The organism is Paenibacillus tengchongensis (assembly GCF_008973665.1).
GTDB classification, from domain to species: domain Bacteria; phylum Bacillota; class Bacilli; order Paenibacillales; family Paenibacillaceae; genus Paenibacillus_AQ; species Paenibacillus_AQ tengchongensis.
On sequence record NZ_WACP01000010.1, the window covers coordinates 1 to 21,228 of the forward strand.

The window sequence follows — 21,228 nt, forward strand, 5'->3', positions numbered from 1 at the left end:
GACAACGTGCCTACCTTCTTACAATAGAGTTTTTTCTATTTATGGACAGTTAATTTATACCATTTGGCTAATGTCAGCTTTTATGCAACGCTAGTGGATTATCGCCACTTAATTCGGACCATATTGGTGCAATCTTTAATTTTCGTTGAGATTAAGTGGCGATTATCAATTTAGCTTTGCATTCACATCCATACAGGTGAAATTTAGTTGGCGATTTTCCACCTAAATTTCTGAAGAAAGCTTGTAGCGGAATCACAGACTATTGGCCATTGTATCCCCACTATTGCTTCCCCTTCCCCCTCCCCCTGCCCCTAACCCAGGAAACTCCCAGCAGGAGCAGCGGAATCGCCACCATATTCACAGGCAGCACGTAACGGATCCAGACCCCTTTCAGCAGGTGGCCGGCTGGGGGATTCAATGTAATAACGATCATCGTGAGGATGAACGTCACCGGAGCTACGATCCAGAGCATCTTCTTCCAGCTGCCTGTCTTCCCGGTCCATTCGGCAATTCCATAGCTGGTGATGAACATCATGATGGATAATTTGACGAAGATGCAGACCAGCCAGATTGCCATCACAAAGATATCCATATTCTGAATAAACTCCATCAGATAGACCAGCTTGACCATCTCAAAGAAGGGGAACTGCAGCCGCCCGCCGACAGCAGGTCCGAAGGTCATGATGATCCACAGCACGCCCAGCAGCAGCACGACCCCAGAGATCGCTACACCCAGCAGCAGCGCCTTGCGCGTTCCCTTTCCTGGCTTCTCCGCGAAGGGGAACAGCATCAGGAGCAGGACAGCTTCGCCAAGCAGCGAGAGCGGTGCAAACGCGCCGTTCATAATGGCCCCGGGGCCCGTATCTGCATATACAGGCAGCAACAGGGTCCAGTCGAGATTATTGAAGGTCAAGCCAAAGGTCAAGGCCAGGATAACCATCAGAATCGGGCCCCAGAGCTCGCTGACTCTGCCGATTGCTTCAATTCCGCCATGATGCACCGTATATAACACTACTGCAATCATGGTTCCGATAATTACCCAGGCAGGTGTTTTATAAAGGACACTTAAGCGGATAAACAGGTACTCGTCCCGCAGAATCAGGCCCATCACCCAGAACCATTGCAGAACAAAAGGAATGACGATCAGCCTGCCGGCCCATTTCCCCAGTATAGCCGTACTCAGTCCTACCAGGGTCTGCTTGGGATACCGGGAGCTAAGCTTGGCGGCGATATAAGTAATGGCCAGCGCCAGGACTCCGGCCACAATAAATGAAATCCAGGCGTCCTGCTTCGCCCTCAGGATGGTCGGCGTCATCGAGACCAGCAGGTTGATTCCAATCTCCAGCATCATGATGATCCAGAATAGCTGCCGGTTGCTGATCTTCATCTATTTCTCACCGCCGTCCCGGGTGGGCAGCAGGGATTCTGCGGTAATGCCCGTTCCTGTTATATTCAGCTTCACCTTGATGTCCAGCTCTACTTCCGGAAAAAGGGTTTCCCAATCGGAGGCCAGCTTCTTCCAGCGGTACGGATGACGGCGGTGTATAGTATCCCCGAGGCCAAAGATATCGCTCTTGAACTCCTTCTGCACCTTCGCGACGACTCTTTCTACCTTCTCTTCCAGGTACTGATTCATCCGATCCTCCACCTTCTGTACATTCCCGGGCTGGGAGAGGTTTAGCGGCGAATCATTCTCTTCAATAAACCCTTTGCCCTCCAGCAATATGCGAAAGCTTGGCCGGTCACCATCAAATCCAGGTGTAATATGGCTCTTGAAGTTATCAACGTTGACCGTTACCGTCTGTCCCTTGGTTGCTCCGGAAAGGGCATCTGCAGCCCCTCCCCCCGGCTGATCCGCATCCACGGCATTCACGATTGTAGTAAAAGCCCGCTGGCTCAGCCGGTTGGTCATCCAGAGCCTGACCCAGTATTCATCAAACTTCAAATATCCCGCCAGCTTCAGGCGGTTATTGAACACAGCGGCTCCGTATAACCCGAGCGTGGTTTGCGGCGGGCTGTCGTTCTTGCTCTTTTTGTCTAGCTTGACTTCAGGCGGCAATAGGATAAGGGCCGGCATAACTCCGCACCCGGTGCCGTTGGCCGAGATGTAGAAATCGAGCAGGGAGCGGCTGATGGACGCCCCGCTCTTTTCCTGGATTTTCTGCACGGCGATTGCCGGGTTGGTCTCCAGCTGGTAAGCCAGGCTCATCGCCTCCTGCGCGGTCCCTTCCCTGACGACAAATATATTCGTCCGCGGACGCATCAGCGGGCTTCTGCCATACTCGTCCATGATGGAGAATACCCCCTGCTCCGCCAGCTTCTCCCCGATAAAAATATTCCGGCGGTGCCCCGGGAAGAGCACCCGGGACAACTTTCTCTGCATGTTCTGCTGGGCATCCCTGTTATTGCGGCCATAGGCGCTTTCCGTCATGAAGCCGGACCGGCCTCCCTGCTCACCACCCTGCTGCCCCCCGGTTTGCGAGGCCAGCGGCAAGACCAGGTTGGCCGTCGCCAGATAGCTGCCGTTCTCCATCAGATCCATGCCCCAGCCCAGGATAATCGCCTGGTCGTTCAGTTCCTGGCGGTCCCAGCAACCGGTCAGGGCCAGCGGGAAGACGAGAAGTATGAGCCCTATTTTTCTGACCATAAGCCGTTTCCCCTTCCCGCCTGTAAGATTATCCGCCGCGTTTGGGGAACCTCTCGGTTTTGCCGTCTGTCAGCCAAGGCAGCAGCTTGCGCATTCTGTATTTGGGTGCACGCACCAGCACATCATTCAGATTGCCGATGGAGCGCGGCGCATAAGGCGCCATATAAGGCACGCCGAAGGGCTTAAGCGTAACCATATGCACCGAAAGCAGGATCAGAAATAACACAATTCCATAAAAACCGAGAATGCCGGCGATAATCAGCAGGGGAAAACGCATCATCCGGTAGGCCGTCCCCAGATTATAGAGCGGGAAAGCAAAGGACGCAATTCCCGTCAGGGACACGATAATGACCATCGGCGTGGAGATGATTCCCGCTGCCACGACCGCTTGCCCGATCACAAGCGCGCCCGCAATGCTGACCGCAGGCCCTACCTGCTGGGGCAGCCGGATACCGGCCTCACGCAAGCCTTCAAAAATAAATTCCATAATGAGAGCCTCCGCAACAGCCGGCAGCGGCACGCCCTCCCTGGCCGAAGCAATGCTGACCACAAGCGGCGTCGGAATGACCTGCAGATGGTAGGTGGTGAGGGCCACATACAGCGAAGGCAGCAAGAGGGAAATATGTACAAAGGTATAGCGGATCCAGCGCACAAAGGTAGCGTAAATGAACCGGTCGGTATAATCGTCTACCGCCTGCAGGCCGGACCAGTACGTCATCGGCAGAATGAGCACAAACGGTGTATTGTCCGTGATAATAATAACCTTGCCTTCCAGCAGGCTGGAGACTGCCACATCGGGCCGCTCCGTGTTCTGGATTTGCGGGAAAGGAGAGAACGCTTTATCCTCAATATATTCCTCGATATTGCTGGAATGGATAATTCCGTCGATATCAATCTTTTGCAGCCGGGATTTCACTTCCTGCACGAGGCTGTCTTTAACAATGCCCTCCATGTAGCCAATTACAATCGCCGTTTCGGTCAATCTGCCCAGTGTCATGCTCTCCAGCTTCAGCTTGGAGGAACGGATGCGCCGGCGGAGCATGGTGGTATTGGTCCGCAGCGATTCCATGAACGCATCCCGCGGGCCGCGGACGACCTTCTCCGAGGTGGGTTCCTCAATCGAACGCTGCTCCAGCTTGACCAGGTCGGCCAGCAGCGCAAAGTTATTCCCCTCGATGAGCACTGCCGTTTCACCGCACAGCACGCCCTTGATGACTTCCTGGGCATCATATACAGCACGGAGCTTCAGCGTAGGTATAAAGATCCCTTGGAGCTCCGCATCCCGGTGTTCGTCCACGAGCGGATCATGACGGAGGTACTCCTGCAGCGGCCGCAGTACAAATTCATCCAATGCACGGGTGTCGCACATGCCGTCCACATAAATCAGTGTTGCCCGGTCCACGCCGCCAATGCTGCAGCTCCGGTACATAATATCTGAGCAATTCTGAAATTCCTGCTGCATCCGCCCGATGTTAACCGCAAGCTCCGGCTGCAGCAGTTCCGGCTGCATTTGCTTGCCCGCTGTTGTTGTCTGTTGTTCCATGCGGCACCCCCTAATGTTGGTATTTGCCGCAGCTGGGGAAATTATGCATTCTAACAGCCATAGCTGCCGCAATCTAGGCCGGAAAGGCCAACAGACATATTTGCAGGCTTTCGCAACGATTGCGTATAGAGTCTTATGCTTAATGCTTAAGAATCAACTTTTATGTTCCATCTAATCCTGGCCATATTTCTTGCCGTTATTAATTTATAACTAGCAAGTCAGACACCTGCATGCCCGCAATAATTCTCCTGGTAACTAACAAATGATATGTTGGGAGGTATGACTTAAGATGGTGACTGACTATTACCGATCATTTACCGGTAAACGCTTACTGAATAATATTTATGACGCCACGGGTGTTTTATTAATCTCTAAAGATACCATTCTTCTGGAAAGCCACATCGAAAAACTGGCCAACTTTAACATCCGCACGGACGAGATTCAAGCTGTCGCTAACAACAGCTCCGGAGCGAACAATGCTGTTCCGGAGCCTGTGTAGCCCCGTATAAAGCAGGCCGAAAAGCATCTGAACGACATTAACAGCTTCGTGCAGCAGAGCGGGGTTATCCCCATTGCCGAAGTTGAGGGCAAGGTACTTCCTTTCATTGAAGAAACCGCCAGAAGATATAATTTGTTTCAGGTGTTCTCCGCGCTGAAAGATCAGGGTGATTACCGGCACAAGCACTGTATCGGGGTAGCCGTTATCGCCGCCTCGCTTGGTAAACTGCTGGGGTTAACACAGCAGGAGCAGACCCTGCTGGCCACAGCAGCCACGCTCTATGACATCGGCATGGTGAAGCTCCCCTCCTCCATCCTCAGTAAGACCGGGCGGCTGGATTCCCATGAATATGCGATCATGAAGCAGCATACCGTTTTTGGTTCCGAGCTTTTGCAGCATTCGGATGTGGACCCCCGGGTTGCCTTGGTAGCCCTGCAGCATCATGAGCGGGAGGACGGCAGCGGATATCCGCACGGCCTAAAGGGAGACCGGATCGATCCATTGAGCAAAATCGTTGCATTGGCCGATGTATATGTAGCCTTGACTTCTGAACGCCCTTACCGGGCCGCCCTTCCTACTTTTGAAGTCATTGCGGAAATACATAAGCAGATCATTCAGAACCGGTTCGACTCTGGTATTGGGCTGACCCTGCTCGATATGCTTCTTGCCAGACAGATAGGCTGTGAGGTGCTGCTGTCGGATGAGCGTAAAGGAAAGATTCTGCTGACCAATGTGAATTACCCCGCAAGGCCGCTCGTTGTCCTGGATAATCAGGAATGTATCGATCTTCAGAAAATACATAACCTTCATATCACACAAATTATTGGGTAAGAAGACTTCTTATTGATGTACCTGCTCTAGCTTTGATTCATGAACATGAGAGTGGAGGCCCCTTTTTGCCGGTGGGGGTCAGGCACCTTCAGCATATTCGTGTCGACTAAATATTTAAGGATGTAGGCACGCATGGCTCCCGATGCCATACTGTTCTGCGACCAGTAACGTACATACTTACGCGCATGCTCCGGCTGGCCTTCGAGATTCAAGCGGTAGACCTCCTGATCCAGTTTCATTGCAGCCGCTTTGACCCGTTCTGAGGGTTGCGGGATATTCGCTTGCAGACGTTCCCCGGTTTGCTTATCTTTGCAATAGACGATGTTCACTTCAAGACCGGATCCGGTACGGAGCAAATATTGCTTGTCAAATAGACGGCGGTAGATATCAATATTCGCATCGTTTTGCGGCAGACTCCCGTTGATCACTTGCATCAGATAGATGAAATCCGAACTCCAGTTGTCTCTCCAGCCGTACTGCCTGCCGCACCACCGGGTATCGGCTTGCCATGCCTTCAGCATGAATTCATCGGAATCACGGTACATGTCACCGCAAAAATAATATTCAGCACGGTTAAAGCTGACGTTAAGCGGTCTGTCGATTGTTGCGTGAGCAGCATAATAGCCGCCATCTATCCGGCTGACTGCAACCTCTGAATGACTCACTTTGCCCAATTCTTTGAAGTTCAAGCGGTTACCGGCATACGGAATGAGGCTCCATAACAGCATATTAAAGTCGCCGCCAGGAATATAGACACCGGTCTCCCGGAACACCTCCTCCTGCGCAAAGAATGGTCTGAAATATTGCTCGGCAGCGATTTCCGCATACTCTGCAAACAAACGGTGCAGTGCTTCGATTTTCCCTTGAGAGGGATCCTCAATGTACATATTCGTACGATATTTACCGCCCGGTAGTGGTTCCAGGAATCCGTATTTCTCCAGTATGGCAATCTCATCCCCGATAAAGACAGGCGGAACCCCCAATTCTTCAGCCATTTCCTGAACCGTTAGCAGCTTGTGATAGGCGGCATAAGCGATATTTTGTCTGATCGCTGTTCCCAGGCCATCGTAATAGTATTTCACTACGATTTCCCGTTGCTGGTGAGATAGGAAGGCGATTTCCCGCCGCAATGCGCTGGCTGTTTCCTGTCGGATGATTTCGTCGAAGCCCTCATCTCTGGACATCAGCTCATAGTCTTCTATCCGCAAATGATTGGCCGCCTTCACTCTCTCACCGGCGTATTTTGCCCACACATAATGCGCGATCTTAAACACGTAGCTGTTCAAATCAAAAACCTCGCTCTTCTTGAGCAGCGTCCGGTACACCTCCAGCGTTATTCTTCCCGCCAGCTCCTCGGCTTCGGCAATATTGCCCGTCTTATTCAGCGCAAATCCGTACAGCGGCTTCATATACGCCTTGATGACACGGTCTGCATGTTGTTTATCCATGAATTGAAAGCTCCCTCTTCCCGGATGGCACTCTATTAAATACTGCAACGAAAGCGAAAAAGGTTGGGCAGATCAGGGTGGAAATTTTGCGTGGTTATCATTTCAAAGCTACAGGATGAATCTTCTTAGGGTTTCTATTTTACCTTCTGTAAAAACAATACTACAAGCAGCTGATCTGCCACCATTTCTCATTTGGTGAGAAAAGAACAACCAAAGTGTGGATTGTGCAGTCCAGGCCATGTAACCGTCAGGCTCATTCACTTAACCAAGCGGTCATTGAGCAAACTTCCGGCCAAATGTAATATGTAGTTGACTAGTCGCTACTACCAATACCGGAGGTTGTCCAAATGAATATAGAAATCGGGAATAAGATCAGAGCTCTGCGATTACAGAAGGGACTAACTCAGGAACAACTTGCTGCAAAACTGAACATGTCGTCCCAAGCCGTCTCCAAGTGGGAGAATAATGTATCCCTGCCCGATATTCAGCTGCTGCCGAGCCTGTCCGTCATATTCGGCGTCACAATTGATGAGCTGTTTGCTTTAACCGATGATACCCATTTCGCGCGGATTGAAAATATGTTGAATACGGAGCAATTTATAACCACTGAGGATTTCACCTATGCCGAACAATTTCTTAAAGAAAAGTTAAAGGAGGAAGCTAAAAAAAGCCATTCTCTCACCTTGCTGGCCGAACTGCACCTTCAACATTTAGAAGAGCACCGGGAAATCGCCTCCCATTACGCCAAGGAAGCACTGAAATCCAATCCTGACAGCAAACGGAACCATAATGCATTACGTGATGCAGAGAATGGTGCCATATTGGACTGGAACTTCTCTAATAACCATAACCTGATCGAGTATTACACCCATTTTGTGCAAAGTCATCCTGATTATTGGCAAGCTTATGTATGGCTCTTGAACTACTTGCTTGCAGACGGCAGAAGCACTGAGGCTAAAGCCATTTTGGAACAGTTAAATCGTATACATCCAGGGTATTTGTATCCACTCTATGGGGGACTGATCTGTAAGGAAGAGGGGGAGCTTGCCCAGGCCCTATTGCTTTGGGAACAGATGACAGATTTGTATGCCGATGAATGGCTGGCGTGGTCTTCCAGAGGAGACTGCGCAGCTAAACTGTGCAGATATGACGAAGCAATTGAATACTACAACAAGGGCTATGAACTGCAGCCGCATCCAAAATATTCAGATGCATTAATAGCAAGGGTTCACATTTACAAAATACAAGAGAAGTACGATAAAGCGATTGAAACGCTTGAAGAAATCCTTTCACTGCTGGAGAAGGATTGGCATATTACAGAGGGCAAAACTGTTGATGCATTCAAAGAGGAAATTAATGATCTAGAAATATTGCTGCATCAATAAGTACGGGTAGAAAGTCAAAGAAGCCAGCCGCCTATGCAGGCGACTGGCTTCTTAACAACGGATAAACCACTCATATCAGCCAACTGCTGATGTATCTATGATCAGAACACCATATGGCGGCATGTCAAACGTTCCCTCAAGCCGATCCCCTGTTAATAGATCGGCAGCTGTTTTTTTAAATTCAAGCTGTGCCGGTTTATTGGAATAATTCAACAAGAAGAGATAGGAGGCTCCATTAAGGGCACGGATTCCCGCTTCTACTTCTGCCGGAGCAGTCAGCCATTCGTCCACCGGTGATTTCAGCTGGATTTCTTCAATCACTGCGTCCACTACCGGTTCATTGAAGGCAGCACCATAATACCATACCTCACCCTGGCCCACTGCTCTTCTGGTTAAAGCCGGCTTCCCGCTGTAGTACTCCGAAGCATACTCCGCCATAACCTCCACATCTTTACTTACTACGCTGATGACTTCATTGAAACCTACAGCAGCTGTTCCCGGAGACAATACCCCTTTGCCTTTCCAGCTCAATTCAGCTGGTGCGATAATCCCTTTAATCAAGGTGAAATCTTCAATGGTAATTCCGCACAGCTCAGCCACAGGGCCAGGAAAAGGGCGCATGTAACAATGCCCATTTGGATCTTTATACCCGGTTCGTGCGCCCAGGATCAGCTTGCCTCCAGCTTCAACATATTCTGTCAACAACGCCGCTGTTTCATCTGTCATTATTGCAGCATGTGGATAAACAATCACCTTATATTTTAATAAATCCTCCAGTAGGTTCTCTGCTCTCAAGGTAATCAAATCTGCAGGAATATGTTTATACTGAAGCTGCTTGTACCACGAACGCACACTTTGCCACTGAAGCGGTCCATGCCATTTATCCAGTTCACCATCCCAAGTATTGTCATAATCCTGCATGATTGCAATTTCAGCCTGATAGACCGTCCCTGCAATCAGACTGCCAACTTTGGAGAACTCCTCACCGACCTGTGCAACCTCACGAACCCGTCTGTTCGGCTGGTTATGATAGTCATTTATACCATGCCAGTACATTTCGGTGCCAAAGGTTGCCGTGCGCCATCTGAAGTAGACCAGCAGATCGGTACCGTGAAGCACGGACTGATAGGACCATAAGCGGATTTGGCCCGGTCTGGGTGTACCCATATCAATGCGGTTTACCCATCCTCCGGGACCTGACTGTTGCTCCATCACGCAAAAATTAGGTGATATCGATCTGGTATTGGACAGGTTCATACTCCAGGCACGATCCAGGAGCGGATGGTCCTCGGTACTCGGGGAGATGGTAGAGAACTGCGGATAAGAATCGTAGGAGAAGAAATCCAGATGCTTGTCCGTTAATTCATGACTGTCCAAGTGACCAAATGTTCCGTTATGAGTAATCCAATGACGGGGAGCGAATGCCCGGATAATATCGGATTGAACCTTGGCAAAGGATATCGCATTGGCCGAAATGAATCTTTTCTCGTCCAAAGCGAGGTGCGGATTGGGCGAATCAGCGGTCGTAGGCCGGGTTAAAAACACCTGCTCCCAATCACTGTAGGTTTGGCTCCAGAACACCGTTCCCCAAGCCTTATTAAGGCTATCCAGCGAGCCATAACGTTCCTTTAACCACTCCCTGAATGCAATATGATCAGCCTCTGCATAAAATACATTGATCTCACAGTTAAGCTCATTGTCAATCTGCCAGCCGATAAGCGCAGGGTGATCCTTATAGGCTTGTACCATATTCGTTACAATCCGTGTACAGAGCTCCCGGTATTTGGGACTGCTGTAGTTGTAGTGGCGCCGCATGCCATGTCTGTACAATACGCCCTCTGCATTGGCATTTAAGACCTCAGGATATTTATGCGTCAACCAGGCCGGCGGCGTGGCCGTCGGAGTGCCCAGGATCACCTTTATTCCATATTTATGTGCCAGGTCCATGACTTTGTTAAAGAACTGAAATTCAAATGTACCCTCCACCGGCTCAAGCATTGCCCAGGAAAACTCAGCCATTCGAATAACTGAAATATTCATGTCCCGCATCCGCCGAAAATCATCTTCCCACAGCTCTTCCGGCCAATGCTCCGGATAATAACAGACACCTAAAGTCAGCTGATCCATTTGGATTGAATTATTCATGATTTCTGTTGCCTCCTATTCTTGATAATTCCATTGTAGTGGAGGCCCGGAAATAATAGAATGACAATATGATGCGAAGTATATTAATATCTTGTCCAATCACATGTATCTATTAATGACAGCAGGTATACTTCTCATAGTGCTATATTATTATTTTGTGTTAAGAGGTGTCTTATGAAGGAGCATATATTCTTTCCGAAACCGCGCTTTCAGCGGCATATTTGCTTTCCGGATTTCATCGGAGGCTACAATGAATACCCTGAACACCGTGTAAACCGGGAGTACGCTACCCGAGAGAATCACTTGGACCGTTACTACAATTTACATATAGTGCTTGACGGTAAAGGTGCTTTATATTATGAAGGCAAGACTTTTGAATTAGCGAAAGGGCAGGGATTTCTGTATGGTCCCGGCTTGAGGCAGACCTATCAATCCGATGAATCTGAGCCTTGGGATATCCGCTGGGTGCATTTTTATGGGGGAGGGCTTGAAGAATTTCTGGATGGAAAGGGTCTGGATGAACCCTGGCTGTTCCGCCTGGCTGATATGGTTCCATTCGATAATAGTATTGAAAGACTGCTGCAACTGGGCAGGACATATAAAGTAGATGATGAATTTGAAGTAGCCGCTGCCCTATACGAGCTCTTAATCAGACTTCAATTATCGGCGAGCCAGTTAAATATTCCAGCCAATCAGACCGACGAGAAAATACGGACAGCCGCCAATTATGTGCGTGCACACTGTAAAGACCGTCTCTCTCTGGAACAGGCAGCGGCTATTGCAGGCTACAGCACACACTACTTCAGCCGGAAATTCAATCAATTGTTTGGAATCTCATTTTCCGATTTCGTACTGGAATCCAGGCTACTCCGGGCCAAGCAGCTGTTATCTTCCACAAACCTTTCGATCAAGAGAATATCCATGGAGACCGGCTTCTCCCAAAGCAGCTACTTTGGCAAGTGTTTCCGGGCATTCGCAGGAATGACGCCATTGGAATTTCGTGATATACATAAGGCTTACGGTTCCTCGGCCAATGGATCCTTCATTCCGGAGGAATAATTTCCGGGCATTTGTGCTTTCCTGAGCCGTTCAGATGCCGGTTGGTTTTACCCTGAATAAATTGAAGACTTCGAGGCGAATAGCCCCGAAGTCTTTGGATGAGTATAAACGAGTTCCTTCTTATCAACTATCTCAAAACTCCCTGTAGAAATCGTCGCGCATTTCCGAGAACACCAGGTAACACTGCTTACCGTTCAGCAGCCTGGCCGGCACACGCCATACTTCCCCGTAATAATAGCTGTCTGCAATCAGTTCTCCGTCCGCATAAATCTGGGCTGCGTCGCCATAGTAATCAATGTTCACAAAGCCTTGCGAGCCTGTAACCGTGATCTGTTTCCAGGTCAGCTTGCGCTCCCCGCCGATGTGGAGCTCCCCGGCATATGCCGGTTCGAACGGAGGCTGCTCCACCTCTTCGAACGTGGCGACCGGCTCGATGAACGGCTGCTGAACGGACTGCGCTGCGAATTTCCCGCCATCCCAAATCCAATAGCCGAAGTCTCCGTCTTCCACGGAACACATCTGGCCCTCCCGCTTGTACAGATCGCAGGCGTCGCCTGCATAAATTGCGCCATCCAGCCGGCGTACATACTTCGCCTGTTCCCAAGTGAGCGTGACAATGGTAACACCGTCTGCCTGCAAGGCCGATTCAAGTCCCGCTTCCGGTTTAAACACCGTTCCGTCTTCCCATTGATATTCTGCGGCTATGCCGGGAATCTGCGCGAAGAAATACGTATCTCCCTGTCTGCACAGCGGCTGAGTTGTTGCATATTTCAGTACTTTCCCCGACAGATTCATCCGGAACGGCATAAAGAAGCTGATCTCCCCGCATATGTCAATCGGCGGGAAAGTAACGGTCCCCGTATTGATTACGGCCCCCCGGATATTCTCCAGTTTGGAAAGACGCTGATAATGGTTGACAAAGACAAACCCGCTTTGACCGTCGGTGCGCATCACATACCGGAGAGAATCCGTATCCTCCCGTTTCACGGCATCCTCGGCCTCTATTCTGGCCATCGGGGCAAGAGCCTGTCCGAAATCCTGTACAAACAAGTGCAGCAGATTCAGCAGCCTGTACTGCTCCCGCACCTCGCCGTACTCCGACAAGGCGGTCTGAAAATCATAAGACAGAATCGGATAGTCGTTCGGATAGCCCGTGGCCTTCGACTCCTGGAACGTGGACAGCTTGCCGATCTGATTCGTTCCGCCATGGTACATATAGTAGCCGATCAGGTTATTGCCGTCCCCGAGCTTCACCAGTGAGATGGCGTAAATATCCATGCCGCTGATGATAGGCCTCCGGTGATGGGTCACCTGCAGTCCACCGCCCAGTTCGCAGGTCGCGAAGGGATAGCGTTCATACGGGAGCTGCCAGTCTCCGTCTTCATCGGTGCTCTGCGGAAGAAGGTCCGCCCCTATCCCTGTATCGTTGCGCATGCCGGTAAAGAAATAATGGGGAGACGGCGGAAGCGGATTCAGGTGGTCCTCCCAGGGCGCTTCACAGTACCCGCCAAATACAGGCACCACTTCATCGACAGGAATCTTGGCACCGGTGACGGCATTCCAGCCCGTAACGGTGTAGATGGGGGCAATCATTCCGCAGGCGATCGCCAGCTCTTTGAGGGCGGCCAGATGCTCGGCATCATTCGTCAGCTCATTCTCCAGCTGGACGGCAACGATATTGCCTCCATCCTTATAGAAGAGTCCTTCTACCTGCCCGGAGATCTTCTCATACAGAATGTGGACTTTGTCCAGGTATTCCGGATTATTCTCGCGCAGCTTGTACGGTTTATCAAGCAGCCAATCCGGGTATCCCCCGTTCCGGCATTCACCGTGCGCCCACGGGCCAATCCGCAGCACAACCTCAAGTCCCGCCCTTGCGCATTCGAGAATGAAGGCGCGCAGATCGTTGTCGCCGGTAAAGTCGAATACCCCTTCGATTTCCTCGTGGTAAATCCAGAATACATAAGTGGAGACCAGCGTAATGCCGCCTGCTTTCATTTTACAAAGCTCGTCGTACCAACACGCTCTGTCATACCGTGAATAATGGAATTCCCCCATCACCGGAATCCATGGCGCGCCGCCGCGCGTTATATATAGGCTCGTTACATCGATTTTCTCACCCGCCGGATTTTCTCCTCCGAGATTTAAATGATGGGTCAGCATTTCGGGCTGCTTATAGTCCTTGAACTTGTACATAGGCAGTCTTCCTCTCCGGTTTCGATAGTTCATTCCCCAGTGTACCATTCCTTCTCCCACTGCGGGTATCCCCAATGTAACGCAAGCCGGAGTACAAGCCAATTGATGATATTCGGCTAAGCATGGATTATGTTCTTGCCCGGCGCCTGGCGGGGCGGCCTGACGGGTACCGGCGTGCTGCTATGATGCGATAATCCCTGCACCGGACCCGGTGTACGTAATCAGTTGGCAACAGGCAGGATTGGTATGAGTGAACCGTCTTGTACCACAGCACCTAAAGCTTCCTCGAAAAGTAAACCATCAGGGCAAAAAATATAACCAGGATAAACAGCAGCGCAGCCAATAAGGTATAGAAGACCAGAGAATTAAAGAAACCGGCGACAATGGCGGCAATGGCCAGCCCCACAAGAATTACGCTCATACTGAGCGACCCGGCACTCAGGAGAATCTGACTGCTGCGCTCGTCGTTTTCCTTAATGTACAGCTTCTTCAGCTCCGTATCGCTTTTGGATGCTCTCATGTACTTGGCAAGATAAGAAACCACGAACACCTCTACGCCGATAAACGCACCGATATGAAACCCTTTAATAAAGCTGGGCAGCTCGGGCAGCCCCCCGCGGAACATCAAAAGCCCTACATAGATGAGCAGCGTGGCAGCGGCCACCAGTGACAGTGCGTTCGTGCGGTTCCTGAGACTTACCTTATATTTCTCCATTACATCTCCTCCTCCACTTCGCTGAAATCGAAAACATCCTCAATCGTCAGACCGAAATACTTCGCGATCTTATAAGCAAGCACCAGGGATGCCGTATATTTCCCCACCTCCAGTGAGGTAATCGTCTGCCGGGTAACACCCACGGCTAAGCCCAGCTCCTCCTGCGACAGCTTATGCTGCTTGCGCAGCTCGGCAATTCTTGTCTTCAAGCGATCACTCCCTTGCAACGTTTACTTTGCATAATCAGCATAGTTTACTTAGCATTTTATGTCAAGCAAGCTTTGCAAGTTTTGCAAAGTTTATTTTGCACTAATACATGGTCAAAAACTGAATCCCTGCGGTATGTGACCACATCAAAAACCTTCCGTTCGTTGAATGGAGTTACCATACAACGAACGGAAGGTTTCTATCAGGGTCCTTCAATTTACCAATTGAAGGAGATGATTGCGCAGCTGATGATATGCCGGCTCCCCGACTTACGTATACAGCCTAATCAGGTCTTCGAGAAACATCCGGAAATCATCGGCATAGGATTGCGGCCCTATAATTTCCAGATTTGTTCCGAACCCGGCCAGGAACTGAAATCCGTACCGATCCTGCGGAACCTCAATGAACACTTCCGAACGCCCGGAATCATAAGGCTGAATGCTTTTATGCCCGAATCTTTCCACAAACTGCTCCTTTATGCTGTGCGCAACCAAAGCCTTAACGGTGACCAGCTCCGGCTCGTAATGCTGCTGAACGGGCAGCTCATCCGCCTCTCTGGGGACAAAGGTCCGGGGAGTCATCTGAAGCTTCTCCATCCGGGACAGTTTAAACGTCCGGTAGTCCATCCGGTCTACGCAGAACCCCCGCAGATACCAGCTCATTTCACTAAAATGAAGCTGGTACGGCTCGACCTGCCTGTTCGTCAGGGAGCCGCCCCGGTCCACATAATCGAAGGCAAGTAGCTTCGTCTGCATGATGGCCTCCTGGCACATTTTCAGATAAGGGATCATCTCCGTACGGCCATCCCAATTATAGAAAGACAGATGAACAGAGCTTTTCCCGGCGCCTGAGCCAACCATCGATTCGATCTTTTTAATCGTCAGCGCTACATCCTCACTAACCAGAAGTTGTCCCAATCCGCCAAGTGCGGTCAGAATATTCTCCAGATCCTTGCTGCTCAGGAGCCGTTTATCGATCTTATATTCATCCATAATGCCATAGCCGCCGTGAACGCCGTGTAGCGCATAGATGGGGATATTGGCCAAGCTGAGCGTTTCCATGTCGCGTATGATCGTTCTCTTAGACACGTTTAATAACTGCGAGAATTCAGTAGTTGATACAATATTCTTCTGCAGCAGGATCATGACAATGGAGATTAACCGCTCTATTTTATTCATGGAACCACCCTCTTTTGCGTCAAAAATAATATCTGCGAGCCGCTAATGGTGACAATCTAATTGTCACCTATTATAGCCTATACTTCGGTTATAACAAGAAGGAGGTTTTCATTATGTCAGTAATTGCATATCTGAACTTTGACGGAATCACAGAGGAGGTCATTGATTTCTATGCAGAGGCTTTGCAGGCAAGCAAAGTAAAAAAAGCCAGATTCAAAGATATCCCGCAAGACCCAAATTTCCCGATGCCCGTCCATGAGCTGAATATGATTATGGAATCATCCGTGGAATTCGCCGGCGGAACCCTCATGATGTCGGATATTCCGCCCTCAATGAAGAGCACAATGGGCGAGCTGGTGCAAGGCAATAACGTACTGATCAGCATCATTATCGATGATAAGCAAACACTTGCCACTTATTTCGCAAATTTATCGGAGGGCGGTCATGTGATCATGCCGCTGTCCGAAGTGCCATGGTCCTCATGCTTCGGCATGCTGGTTGACCGGTTCGGCATTGTGTGGAAGTTTAACCGGGATGCGGAGAGGTTCCTGGAGCGGCTAGTATAGTATTGGGCAAAAAAGGTAAGGGCTTCACATTAAAAAGCACCCGATTCCCTTGCGGGGGCCCGGGTGCCTTTTATCGAACATCCATATATTCGCTCACCGGGGAGAATTTCAGCCCTACATTAACAAAACGGGTCACCCTGCAAAGGTCGCCTCTCCCTGCTGATCCACCTTAGTCATCCTTTTCATGAGCCGATGACCGTGGATGAAGCCCACCTCACGTTTTCATAACCTCCGTTCACACCATTAGTTGGATTTTCGTACACTAATTTTGTCCTAAGAACGGATTGCAGTAAGCTAAATGGATTATCGCCACTTAATTTGAACAATAATAGCACAGTAATTCATTTCCACCCAGATTAGGTGGCGATTATCCCACTAAATCAGTGATACCCTCGATATCGGCGAATTTAGGTGGCGTTTATCCAACTATTCACAGCTGGACATAACCGGTAGTCCCCGCATTGCTGCTATAACCTAGTGGTAACCACCAAGAAATCCGGAGAGCAAGCAGCGGCCTTGGTCTTCATGTTTTTGACAAGCTGGTTGAACACTTCACTTCGGAATTAACGCGGAATCCTAACCGGCTTGCGGAAAGGCTACTTGAAATAATCTCCGTTACTCACCCAATCCACACACCAACCAACTCCCTCTCCCTGCATGCCACCTTGATCATTTCCAGGGCATTTCTTGCTCTAAATTCAATAAACTCCCGGGTGTAGCCTGTTTGCTGATTAATAACCTCAATATTATTAAGCACTATTAGGAATTCTCTTTCCAGCTTCTCCAAATCGTCATCAAAAGCAAAGATATCCATTTCCTTTAACGAAGGGATTAACTCACAGCCAAGCTCCTGCACAATTGGATGTCCCCAGAGTGTATGCCTGCATACCTCGAAACCAAACAAATCATTGTGCGGTTCCGGCACTTGCTGTTCCAATAAGTCAGTATCAACCTCTATAGAAATATCCCTCTTTCGCAGCAGACTCACCATTAACGTCATAACGTCATCTAACCCCCTCTCTTTAATTATCCAGATTATAGCGCAATCGCCCAAAAGATTCAGTGTCAAAAGCATTGCAGGAAAAAAGAAAAAGAGACGAAGCGCTCACCCCCGCTTCGTCTCACAAATATAAATTTAATGATTCCGTGCCTGCCCGACGCGGGAGATCAGTTCGCCGATCAAATCGTCCGGCGACCGCTCACCCAGCCATTTCTGCCCGAACATCTGGAACACTTTGATAACCGGGAAGTCCTCCCAGAACCCGACGAATTCCTCGTTGAGGTACACCTTGTCCGTCACATGCCCGTTCATTTCATTCAGCGTCTGCTCTAGTACATCCTTCGCCGCAGGATCGCTTATCCATTCGCTCAGCAGGCTGAACTTGTGGAAGCTGATTTCTTCCTTCCCGAAGTCGCAATGCAGCCGTTCCGTGATCCGGATATCCCGGGAGGAGCTGCCCAGCGCGATCTGAAAATATCCGCTTTCCGCAACCCAGCGGTTGTACTTCGTGTTGTAATAGGAGAAGTCTCTCTCTTCCAGCTCAAAGACCACTTCGCGTTTCTCGCCCGGCTCGAGCTCGATCTTGGCAAAAGCCTTCAGCTCCTTCTCCGGCCGCACCCACTTGCATTCCTCATCGTGCACGTACAATTGCACGACTTCCTTCCCTTTCCGCTTGCCTGTGTTCTCCAGCCGGAAGGATACCTTAACGCCGTTCTCCCCTTGAGCCACCTTGAGCTCCGTATAGGTAAACGAAGTGTAGGACAAGCCATGACCGAACGGGAATTGCGGCGCCAGCTCTTTACGGTCATAATAACGGTAACCCACGAACAGGCCTTCGCGGTAGTACAGCTTGCCGTTCTCTCCCCGGATCCGCATGTGCGACGGGTTATCCGACAGCTTCACCGGGAAGGTCTCGGACAATTTACCCGACGGGTTCGTCTGTCCAAACAGGACCTCCGCAACCGCTCTGCCCATCCCTTGGCCGGACAACCAGGAATGGATGACGCCGGGAACATGCTGCACCCATGGGCGCATAACCAGAGCGGAGCCGCTGCTGGTCACCACGATGCACTTCGGCTGCACCGCTGCAACCGCCTGAATCAGCTTCACCTGATGCTCCGGAAGCTCGATGCCCTGCAAATCATGCATCTCCGATTCGGCATATTCCGGTTGGCCTACGAACAGCACAGCCACATTGGAATTCACGGCCAACGCCACACTTTCTTGAATCAGACCTTCATTAACGGAGTCATCTTCAGGGTAGCCTGCCGCATAGCCCAGTGTAACCGAATCTCCGGCAAGCTCCTGCATTTCATCCCAGGGGATATCGACCCGGGTAGGAGTTACCTTGGCACTGCCCGCCCCCTGGATTCTCGGCTTCTTGGCGAACCGTCCAATGACAGCAATAGACGAGAGGGCTTCCTGCCGGAGCGGGAGAATCGAGTTCTCGTTCTTCAGCAGCACAATGCTTTCTGCCGCCGCTTGACGGGAGAGTGCATGGTAGTCCGGTGCTTCGCCAAGCTCCGCAGTTTGGTTGCCGGTAACCCGCTCCACCAGCTTCAGGATGCGCGCTACGCTCCGGTCCAGCTGTTCTTCGGCCAGCGTCCCGTTCTGGACCGCTTCCACGATCGCCTTGGTGTTGTAGTCGGCAGGACCCGGCATTTCCAGATCAAGCCCGGCCTTCAGCCCGCGTATCCGGTCATTGACGGCTGTCCAATCCGACAGTACAACCCCCTCATAGCCCCACTCTTCTCTTAAAATATCGTTCAGCAAATGCTCGTTCTCACTTGCATACGTTCCATTCAGCAGGTTATAGGAGCACATCACCGTCCAGGGGTCGGATTTCTTGATGATGCGTTCAAAGGCGCTCAGGTAAATCTCGCGCAGCGTCCGCTCATCGATTTCCGAGCTGGTCACCATCTTCTCAAACTCCTGGTTGTTGCCCGCAAAGTGCTTGAGGGAAGCGCCCACCCCTTCGCTTTGAATCCCGTTGATGAAGGCGGCCCCGAGTTCACCGGTCAGGCAGGGATCCTCCGAATAATATTCAAAGTTTCTTCCCCCCAGCGGCGTTCTCTTCATATTCACACCCGGCCCGAGCAGCAGCTCGACATCCATGGCCTTCGATTCACGGCCCAGCGCGACGCCAACCTCATGCAGCAGCTCCGTATTCCAGGAGGAGCCGATTGCAGAGCCTGTCGGGTAGCAGGTCGCGGGGATATTTTCCGTCGTAATCCCCATTTCCTCGTCGCTGTTGGTCTTCCGGATGCCGTTGGTGCCGTCATACATATGAACGGGCGGGATGTTCAACCGTTCAATCCCCTTGGTCATCCACATATTTAAACCGGCGCAGATGGAGGCTTTTTCGTTAAGCGTCAATTCCTTCAACAGTTCATTGATCGATCTATTCATAGGTTTCCACTCTCCAATCCATTTATATCCTGTTCTTTCTTCAGCTCCTGGGCATCATACAGCTTGAAGAACGGGAACCAGACCACGAATACAATCAGCAGGACCACCGCCAGCAGCAGGAGTCCGCCCACTCCGGACATCAGGTAGGTCGACAATCCGATCGGCGTATACCACAATTGAAAGATTTGACTTGGAATCCGCGCAAAGCCCATATCCAGCGCCAAATATACAATAATCGGGGTGATGAGTCCGTTGATCCACATCGGTACCATGAGCAGCGGGTTGAAGGCAATCGGCGCCCCGTAGACGACAGGCTCGTTAATATTGAAGAGGGACGGGACAATCGTCGCCTTGCCGACAGACTTCAGTTTCTTCGATTTGGCCATCAGGAACCAGATGACGAGCGGTAGTGTAGCCCCCATCCCCCCGATGCCCAGCCATCCCGAGAAAAAGGTCTCGAAGGTGTTGATATTGACCGGATCGGCTCCGGCCGCGACAAGAGCGGCATTCTCTTCGATGGCAGGTATCCATATGGCATACCAGATCGGTGTCATGACCCACGGGCTTACGCCGAAGGAATACAGCACGACGCCAATGAAGTTGAAGAGTACAAATCCGGTCAGGCTTTGTCCCACGGCATTGATGGGTTCAAACACGTTCACGATCAGCGCGAAGATGTCGAAATGCAGCTGGTACACCAGCAGCCAGCCTGTCGTTAAGACCAAGGCGATGGGCACGAGAAAATCGAACCAGTCCATGATGAATTCGGGAAGCGAGGACCCTTTTTTAAAGAAGGAAAACTTATTGCATACATTCATGACCAGGGCAACGAATACGCCCACCAGGAGCGCCGTAATCATCCCGGAAGGGCCAAACCGCTCAAGGATGAACTGAATGGTTCCATCCTCGTTCACGGTCGGGCCAAGCAGCATCACGAAGAGCGAAACCCCCGTCATCCCCGCAAGCAGCTTGATTTTGTGGCGTTCCTTCTTTTCCATGACCACATAAGGCGTCAGAAAAGCAATAAACAACCCGAGCAAGCCGAAGCTGAATGTCGTGATGGGCGTCAGATCCGGCATTCCCGGAATGAAATCCTGCAGAATCGAAATTAACGTAATGATCGAGCCGATAAAAATCATCGGAATCGCCACCATGATGGCTTCCTGAATCGACGCCACCCAGATATTCTTCGTAAACGCCTCCAATTTGGGTGCAAACGATTCGGCCATCCACTGCATAAAACGCTTCATCTTATTTCCCCCTATCTTTCTCTTAGCTGCTACAACCCTAGTATAAAGTGAAATGTTATCGCTTTCTTGTTGTAACTTGCCGCGTACAGGTTCGTTTTTTGTCCACTTCAGGTCCTTAGCTTCAGTTTTTCTTTCCGTTCCCGAAATAAA

At 50.5% G+C, this 21,228-nt stretch carries 17 protein-coding genes; 5 read left to right on the forward strand and 12 right to left on the reverse strand.

Features of this window, described 5'->3' with window-relative positions:
* Positions 1-280: 280 nt before the first annotated feature.
* Genes F1381_RS16840 through F1381_RS16850 form a run of 3 tightly spaced genes read right to left on the reverse strand, consistent with a single transcriptional unit; the run spans position 281 to position 4,190 of the window.
* Positions 281-1,387: a GerAB/ArcD/ProY family transporter gene (locus F1381_RS16840; protein ID WP_151736013.1), complete on the reverse strand. Its 1,107-nt coding sequence runs from the start codon at positions 1,385-1,387 to the stop codon at positions 281-283.
* Positions 1,388-2,647: a Ger(x)C family spore germination protein gene (locus tag F1381_RS16845; RefSeq protein WP_151736014.1), complete on the reverse strand. Its 1,260-nt coding sequence runs from the start codon at positions 2,645-2,647 to the stop codon at positions 1,388-1,390. It abuts the gene before it with no gap.
* A gap of 28 nt (positions 2,648-2,675) precedes the next feature.
* Complete coding sequence (locus F1381_RS16850; protein ID WP_151736015.1) at positions 2,676-4,190, reverse strand: spore germination protein; 1,515 nt, start codon at positions 4,188-4,190, stop codon at positions 2,676-2,678.
* Between the two features lie 289 nt (positions 4,191-4,479).
* Between F1381_RS16850 and F1381_RS16855 the strand changes: the two genes are divergently transcribed.
* Together F1381_RS16855 and F1381_RS16860 are read left to right on the forward strand one after the other, a co-directional pair.
* The gene (locus F1381_RS16855; protein ID WP_151736016.1) at positions 4,480-4,689 is read left to right on the forward strand and encodes a hypothetical protein; all 210 of its coding nucleotides are present in this window, start codon (positions 4,480-4,482) and stop codon (positions 4,687-4,689) included.
* Positions 4,690-4,737: 48 nt separating this feature from the next.
* Complete coding sequence (locus F1381_RS16860) at positions 4,738-5,520, forward strand: HD-GYP domain-containing protein (RefSeq protein WP_187355395.1); 783 nt, start codon at positions 4,738-4,740, stop codon at positions 5,518-5,520.
* Positions 5,521-5,546: 26 nt separating this feature from the next.
* Here the strand turns inward: F1381_RS16860 and F1381_RS16865 are convergent, their stop codons facing one another.
* A complete protein-coding gene (locus F1381_RS16865; RefSeq protein WP_151736018.1) occupies positions 5,547-6,968 on the reverse strand; it encodes an RNA polymerase sigma factor in 1,422 nt (473 codons plus the stop codon).
* Between the two features lie 347 nt (positions 6,969-7,315).
* Between F1381_RS16865 and F1381_RS28370 the strand changes: the two genes are divergently transcribed.
* Complete coding sequence (locus F1381_RS28370; protein WP_187355396.1) at positions 7,316-8,353, forward strand: helix-turn-helix domain-containing protein; 1,038 nt, start codon at positions 7,316-7,318, stop codon at positions 8,351-8,353.
* 75 nt (positions 8,354-8,428) lie between these two features.
* Here the strand turns inward: F1381_RS28370 and F1381_RS16875 are convergent, their stop codons facing one another.
* On the reverse strand, positions 8,429-10,498 hold the full coding sequence (locus F1381_RS16875; protein ID WP_151736019.1) for a beta-galactosidase: 2,070 nt from the start codon (positions 10,496-10,498) through the stop codon (positions 8,429-8,431).
* Between the two features lie 174 nt (positions 10,499-10,672).
* Between F1381_RS16875 and F1381_RS16880 the strand changes: the two genes are divergently transcribed.
* Entirely contained in the window at positions 10,673-11,557 is an 885-nt protein-coding gene (locus F1381_RS16880; protein ID WP_151736020.1) for a helix-turn-helix domain-containing protein, read from the forward strand.
* Between the two features lie 132 nt (positions 11,558-11,689).
* Here F1381_RS16880 and F1381_RS16885 read toward each other — a convergent pair whose 3' ends face one another.
* The 4 genes from F1381_RS16885 to F1381_RS16900 form a co-directional block, all read right to left on the reverse strand.
* Positions 11,690-13,753 carry a beta-galactosidase gene (locus F1381_RS16885; RefSeq protein ID WP_187355397.1) on the reverse strand — a complete coding sequence of 688 codons (2,064 nt, stop codon included), beginning with the start codon at positions 13,751-13,753 and terminating at the stop codon, positions 11,690-11,692.
* 274 nt (positions 13,754-14,027) lie between these two features.
* Complete coding sequence (locus F1381_RS16890) at positions 14,028-14,468, reverse strand: hypothetical protein (RefSeq protein ID WP_151736022.1); 441 nt, start codon at positions 14,466-14,468, stop codon at positions 14,028-14,030.
* Positions 14,468-14,677: a helix-turn-helix transcriptional regulator gene (locus F1381_RS16895; protein ID WP_151736023.1), complete on the reverse strand. Its 210-nt coding sequence runs from the start codon at positions 14,675-14,677 to the stop codon at positions 14,468-14,470. The genes F1381_RS16890 and F1381_RS16895 overlap by 1 nt, the downstream gene beginning before the upstream one ends.
* 267 nt (positions 14,678-14,944) lie before the next feature.
* Entirely contained in the window at positions 14,945-15,853 is a 909-nt protein-coding gene (locus F1381_RS16900) for a helix-turn-helix transcriptional regulator (protein ID WP_151736024.1), read from the reverse strand.
* Positions 15,854-15,966: 113 nt separating this feature from the next.
* On the opposite strand from F1381_RS16900, the gene F1381_RS16905 reads away from it, so the two are divergent.
* Positions 15,967-16,419 (forward strand): VOC family protein, encoded by a 453-nt coding sequence (locus F1381_RS16905; protein ID WP_151736025.1) that lies wholly within the window; start codon positions 15,967-15,969, stop codon positions 16,417-16,419.
* 619 nt (positions 16,420-17,038) lie between these two features.
* On the opposite strand, the gene F1381_RS16910 is transcribed toward F1381_RS16905, so the two are convergent.
* Genes F1381_RS16910 through F1381_RS16920 form a run of 3 tightly spaced genes read right to left on the reverse strand, consistent with a single transcriptional unit; the run spans position 17,039 to position 21,078 of the window.
* A complete protein-coding gene (locus tag F1381_RS16910; protein ID WP_187355398.1) occupies positions 17,039-17,494 on the reverse strand; it encodes a hypothetical protein in 456 nt (151 codons plus the stop codon).
* A 60-nt stretch (positions 17,495-17,554) separates the two neighbouring features.
* Positions 17,555-19,828 (reverse strand): beta-glucosidase family protein, encoded by a 2,274-nt coding sequence (locus tag F1381_RS16915; protein ID WP_151736027.1) that lies wholly within the window; start codon positions 19,826-19,828, stop codon positions 17,555-17,557.
* Positions 19,825-21,078, reverse strand: a complete 1,254-nt coding sequence (locus F1381_RS16920; protein ID WP_151736028.1) for a PTS sugar transporter subunit IIC — start codon at positions 21,076-21,078, stop codon at positions 19,825-19,827. The genes F1381_RS16915 and F1381_RS16920 overlap by 4 nt, the downstream gene beginning before the upstream one ends.
* Between the last annotated feature and the right edge of the window lie 150 nt (positions 21,079-21,228).